The 4946-nt window shown below is 60.1% G+C and carries 6 protein-coding genes and 1 pseudogene; 3 read left to right on the top strand and 4 right to left on the bottom strand.

Annotation, left to right across the window (positions count from 1 at the left end):
• Nucleotides 1-322 precede the first annotated feature (322 nt).
• Together PVW46_RS19230 and PVW46_RS19235 are read right to left on the bottom strand one after the other, a co-directional pair.
• Nucleotides 323-1171, bottom strand: coding sequence for an alpha/beta fold hydrolase (locus tag PVW46_RS19230; protein ID WP_274577191.1), 849 nt, complete (start codon nucleotides 1169-1171; stop codon nucleotides 323-325).
• 59 nt (nucleotides 1172-1230) lie between these two features.
• On the bottom strand, nucleotides 1231-1887 hold the full coding sequence (locus tag PVW46_RS19235) for a TetR/AcrR family transcriptional regulator (protein ID WP_274577193.1): 657 nt from the start codon (nucleotides 1885-1887) through the stop codon (nucleotides 1231-1233).
• Nucleotides 1888-1991: 104 nt separating this feature from the next.
• Here PVW46_RS19235 and PVW46_RS19240 point away from each other — a divergent pair, with 104 nt between their 5' ends.
• Nucleotides 1992-2534, top strand: coding sequence for a GFA family protein (locus PVW46_RS19240; RefSeq protein ID WP_172431665.1), 543 nt, complete (start codon nucleotides 1992-1994; stop codon nucleotides 2532-2534).
• Nucleotides 2524-2823 (top strand): DUF6958 family protein, encoded by a 300-nt coding sequence (locus tag PVW46_RS19245; RefSeq protein ID WP_274577199.1) that lies wholly within the window; start codon nucleotides 2524-2526, stop codon nucleotides 2821-2823. The genes PVW46_RS19240 and PVW46_RS19245 overlap by 11 nt, the downstream gene beginning before the upstream one ends.
• 60 nt (nucleotides 2824-2883) lie before the next feature.
• Here the strand turns inward: PVW46_RS19245 and PVW46_RS19250 are convergent, their stop codons facing one another.
• The gene (locus PVW46_RS19250; RefSeq protein ID WP_172431663.1) at nucleotides 2884-3348 is read right to left on the bottom strand and encodes a carboxymuconolactone decarboxylase family protein; all 465 of its coding nucleotides are present in this window, start codon (nucleotides 3346-3348) and stop codon (nucleotides 2884-2886) included.
• A gap of 83 nt (nucleotides 3349-3431) precedes the next feature.
• Between PVW46_RS19250 and PVW46_RS19255 the strand changes: the two genes are divergently transcribed.
• The gene (locus PVW46_RS19255) at nucleotides 3432-3926 is read left to right on the top strand and encodes an RrF2 family transcriptional regulator (protein ID WP_172431662.1); all 495 of its coding nucleotides are present in this window, start codon (nucleotides 3432-3434) and stop codon (nucleotides 3924-3926) included.
• Nucleotides 3927-4376: 450 nt separating this feature from the next.
• On the opposite strand, the pseudogene PVW46_RS19260 reads toward PVW46_RS19255, so the two are convergent.
• Nucleotides 4377-4910 (bottom strand): annotated as a pseudogene (locus tag PVW46_RS19260) (transposase); the annotation flags it as partial.
• Nucleotides 4911-4946 lie beyond the last annotated feature (36 nt).

Consider the following 4946-nt stretch of genomic DNA (forward strand, 5'->3'; position numbering starts at 1 on the left):
GAAATTACACCACGTCCTAGGACACTAACCCAGATCAATCGCCTGAAGACGCTGAAACGCCAGGTGTATGGTCGCGCGAATACCGACCTGCTCAAGGTTCGGCTTGTCGCGGCATCATAGGTGAAAAGGTGCATCAACTTTGAGTCAGAGCCAAGATTGCCTGCCGATTGACACCTACGTTGTAAACGCGAAGGATTTCTGCGCCAGCATAAGCCGCAAGGCAGCAACGCAGTTTGAAACCGCAGGGTTCTTGCCGCGACCATGGCGTACGAGTGATGACGTTCGCCAGGTCGGTCAGGAAAACAATGCTTTCGTCGTCCGCCTATCGCTCGGACCGCTGTACATGAGTCGCCATGCGGTTCGCGATGAGCGGCAGGACCGGAAGCGGCAGCTCATGTCCGAGGCCGGGGATCACTATCAATTCGGCGCCCGTGATGCCTGCGGCAAGGGCCTTGCCGTTCTCGATCGGGAGGATGGGGTCGTCCTGCCCGTGGAGCACGAGCACCGGACAGGCGATTTCGCGGAAACGCCCGATCCAGTCCTCGCGGGCGGTCACAGCGCCGTGGTTGAACATGCTTGCGGGGCTGGTCGTGCGTGCGAGAACAGCTTCGATCCGGCTCCGGTGCCGCTGCACATCCAAGGCATGGGCCGAGCCGGCGCAAAGCTCCTCGCTGCGCAGCAGAAAGCGGATGACGGCGTCGCGGTCCGACCAGTCAAGCGCGCCCAGGCTTGCGAAGTGTTCCAGGAAGGCCGGTTCGAGATGCGGCAGGGGCGGCCCGTCCCAGCCCAGCGGCTCGGACGCCAGCAGTGTCAGCGAGGCCAAGCGTTCGGGGTCTAGCAGGGCAACCATCTGTGAAATCATCCCACCAAGAGACATACCCGCCAGATGCGCCCGTACAAGACTGTAGGCATCCATAACGGCGATCACATCGCCTGCCATGTCCTCCACCGAATACGCCGCCTGCCCTGGGGGCACGGTCGTGGATTCCCCAGTATCGCGGTGATCGAAGCGGATGACGAAAAACTCGCGCTTCGCCAGATCGGCACAGAACTCGTCGGGCCAGCCCAGCATCGAAGTTGTGGCTCCCATGACCAGCAGAATAGCCGGGTCGCTCGGCCGACCGAAGCTTTGCGTGGCGAGGGTGATGCCGGCGCTTTCGGCCAGCTTCACGGCATTCGCATGGACGGGTTGTCCGTGGAGAAGCCTTGCGTCGTCCGGTTCTGCTCGAGTCATTCTTTTGCCCCTCCTTCCGCGATGTGCTGCGTGCCGTAGGCGCACAGGAATATCCTGACACTCTCCCTTGCGTGCCGGTATCTTTCCTCACGCCCGGGAAGGGCAGCGTCACCCAACAGCATTGCGGCATTCGTAGGTGTCCCCATCAGGATCCAATTGAAAAAGGACGCCGCTTGCTGCGGATCGGGTGTCTGCAACTGTCCCATGCACGTGTAATGCGCGAAAGCCTGGGCGAGCCTTGCGATGGATTTCCCCGGGCCGTTTTCGTAAAGCGCCACGCCCAGGTCGGGGAAGCGCTCGACCTCACCAATGACCATGCGACGCAATTGCATCAGCCTCGGAGTGAGCACGACGGCAAGCTGGTCTGTCGCGACCTCCATTAGGAAGTCGCCAACGAGCCGGTCGCCCAGCAGTTCATCGCTATCCTCGCGTAACGCCTCAGCCGCGCCGCCAGTCATGGCGATGACGACCTCCCGAAACAGCGCCTCCTTGGAGTTGAAATGGGCATAGACCGTCTGCTTGGACATCCCGGCCTGTTCGGCCACCTCGTCCATGCTGGCGCCGATAAACCCCTTCTTCAGAAATACTGTCTCGGCCGCTGCCAGAATCGTCTGGCGGCTGCGTCGTCTGCGGGTTTTGGCACCGTTGGTCATGTCGTGGCTCCCTGCATCGTATCGCCGGAAGCATAGCAGCACTTCTTGACAAATCAAACTGGACGGTCAAGTCTAATTCAAAGTTCAACACGGGAGCCTGTGTGATGACAACCAAGACCGAATTGACATGCACCTGCGGAAAGGTGGGCCTGCGTATTGAACGCCTGCCGATCCTAAGTAGCGAGTGCCTCTGTTCCGATTGCCAGCAGGCCGGGGCGATCTTCGAGACCTTACCCAATGCGCGGCCCATACTGGATGAGAACAAGGCGACGCGCTTCGTAGTGTTCCGGAAAGATCGGGTTCACTGTCCACGAGGCCGGGAGTTCTTGCGCGAGCATCGGCTGATGCCGGACAGCAAGACCCGGCGAGTGGTGGCCACTTGCTGCAACACGCCGATGTTCCTCGATTTCACTAAAGGCCATTGGCTGAGTGTATATGGCCATCTGTGGCCCGCCGATGCATTACCGCCGTTGGACTTGAGAACGATGACCCGCGATGCTCCGGCAGGCGTCACGCTGCGGGACGGCGTGCCCAACCTCAAGACTCATAATTTGCGGTTCTTTGCCCGGCTGATTGGCGCCTGGGCCGCGATGGGGTTCCGAACGCCAAAGGTCGACTACGTGGAAGGAGAGATGCATGTCGCGTGAGGACGACAAAATCGAAGTCGAAAACATCATGTCGCCGGGTCGGATGCACCGGGTCGATCGGACGAAATACGAAGCTATGCGGGATGCGCTTCTAGCTGTTCTGCCCGATGAGCAGCCGGGCCTGACGGTCGCCGAAGCTAAGGAAAAGCTGCTGCCGCTACTCCCCGAAACTCTGTTTCCCGGCGGAGCCAAGGCCGGCTGGTGGCTCAAGGCTGCGCAACTCGACCTCGAGGCCAAGGCCGTGATCTTGCGCGACGACAGCAAGCCGCTGCGCTTGCATCGATGCTAACGGGGACGGATAATACGCGGTATATGAGCCTTGGGCTTGTCCCCGTCCCTATGGACGCGCTCAGGCAGCGCTACTTTTCCGCTGCTGAACGGGATGTTGCGTTCGCGAGCTGACCGCAATTCGGTTCAGCAGGTTGATCGTGCCGATTGCGACGGTCAGACGCGCAATCTCGGCTTCGGAAAACTCGACGCGCACGACTTCATATGACGTGTCCTGAGCACCCGTATCCGCGATCAGCGTAACGCTTTCAGTCCATTCCAAAGCAGCCCGCTCGCGTGAATTGAAGAACGGCGACTCCCGCCAGGTCGCGACGAGGTGTAGCTTTTGGGCATTCATGCCATCGGTCAAAGACTCCTTGACATGCATGTCCACGCAATAGGCGCAGCCATTGATCTGTGAGGCGCGGATCTTCACCAGATGGAGGAGCTCCGTGTCGAGCCCGGAGGCCTTGACCGCGCCATCAAGCGCGAGGACCGGCTTGAAGAGATCGGGGGTAAGTTTCTGGATGTTCATGCGCGGCTGCATGTCAGGCTCCCGTTATCAGGTTGAATAAGGTCATGGATAGTTTATATCCATGATTGGATTGACCGCAACCTCCGGGAGGACGAATGCGACGAATGAGCGACGGGGTCGAGGCTGCGCTGCACTGCGCGCTGGTGTTGACGGGGTTGGACGAGGGCCGGGTTCTGCCGGGAAAATCCCTTGCCGAACTGCACGGCGTTTCCGAGACATACCTGCTGAAACACCTTCGAAGCCTCGCTGCAGCGGGCGTCGTCGATGCGGTTCCCGGACCACGCGGCGGTTATCGTCTGTCGCGTGCGCCCGAACGCATCACCTTGCTCGACATCGTCGAGGCGATCGACGGAGGCAGTCCGGCCTTCGTGTGCCGGGAAATTCGCCGCCGCGGACCAGGCAAGACCAAAGACCCCTGTGCCTACAAGACCGATTGCTTCATCAAGACCCGCATGATCGCGGCCGAAGCGGTCTGGCGCGATGTGCTCAGGGCGCAGACCCTAGCCGATCTGGTGACGGACGGCGAAACGATGATCGACGAGGAAAACAAGCGTGTGGTGGCAGAATTCATCGAGAAAAAGCAGCGGTGACTGCATTGCGCCCAGATAGACGGAACAACACCCACTGCCTATTTTCCAAGAAAAGAAGTGACACGGTTTGCGATTTCGCCGTGAATGCGAGACCGGTCGACAGGGTCACCGTCACAAAGGGCTGTTTCGCCGCCTTCTTCCGCCAAGATTTCGCCTCCTCGTCCAATGCAATCGGGAAATGCGTCGAAGCGTGTCGCGTCGGTGATCACGGCGACATGTAAATTATGATCCTGACTCACGCTTTGACCATCGTCATTGAGACCAACCATCAGAACATCGGCATCCGACGACTGCGGGCCTCGCGACAGGACTGCATCGACACATTCCGGGACTGTGGCAATGGTAGCTTTGGTTCTGCGATCGCGATGGGAAGGTTCAAGTGCGTCCTTCTTGGTCGATGAATGCTTTTACCGGGATCGGGACCGGTTCCTGACGCGGATATCGGTCTGTGGCTGAAACCGAGACGATGCGTCCACCCTGACGCTGCTTGAGATAGGTGGCGTCGACCCAGACATAGGGCCAGTCGCCGGTGAGCGGCCAGTTCAGGAACTCACCGACCCGCTCGTCAATGTCCTTGCAACGCTTCGACACGGTGCTCTTCGAGATGCCGCTTAGCCCCATGGCCTGCACCAAGTCATCGACGCGGCGCGTGGAGACGCCGCTAGTCCATGCTTCCCGGATCACCGCCACCAATGCCTGCTGTGAAGTCTTGCGCGCCTCGAGGAAGCCCGGGAAGCAGTTCCCCTGGCGGAGCTTCGGCACCCGCCGGTTCAGCGTTCCCAGCCGGGTATCGAGGGCGCGATCCCTATACTCGTTGCGCCAGGTCGTGCGCTCGCGCCTTCCGGCACCGATCAGGCCCTCGACATCGGCCTCCATCAGAAGTTGAAGGACGGCCCCGGCAATACTGCCGAGGAAATCACCCTGATCGTGCTTTTGCAAAAGCTCGGACAGGTCCATGTTGGTCTTGGTCAGCGGGGTCTCCATGAGGTTCTGGAGTAGCCCCCTGAAAGTGGTCCACCA

This window comes from Mameliella sp. AT18, assembly GCF_028807275.1.
Classification (GTDB): Bacteria; Pseudomonadota; Alphaproteobacteria; order Rhodobacterales; family Rhodobacteraceae; genus Antarctobacter; species Antarctobacter albus.

Coding starts and splice junctions, on each gene's coding strand:
- PVW46_RS19235 (WP_274577193.1), bottom strand. CDS start 1,887: ATGACCAACGGTGCCAAAACCCGCAGACGACGCAGCCGCCAGACGATT.
- PVW46_RS19240 (WP_172431665.1), top strand. CDS start 1,992: ATGACAACCAAGACCGAATTGACATGCACCTGCGGAAAGGTGGGCCTG.
- PVW46_RS19245 (WP_274577199.1), top strand. CDS start 2,524: ATGTCGCGTGAGGACGACAAAATCGAAGTCGAAAACATCATGTCGCCG.
- PVW46_RS19250 (WP_172431663.1), bottom strand. CDS start 3,348: ATGCAGCCGCGCATGAACATCCAGAAACTTACCCCCGATCTCTTCAAG.
- PVW46_RS19255 (WP_172431662.1), top strand. CDS start 3,432: ATGCGACGAATGAGCGACGGGGTCGAGGCTGCGCTGCACTGCGCGCTG.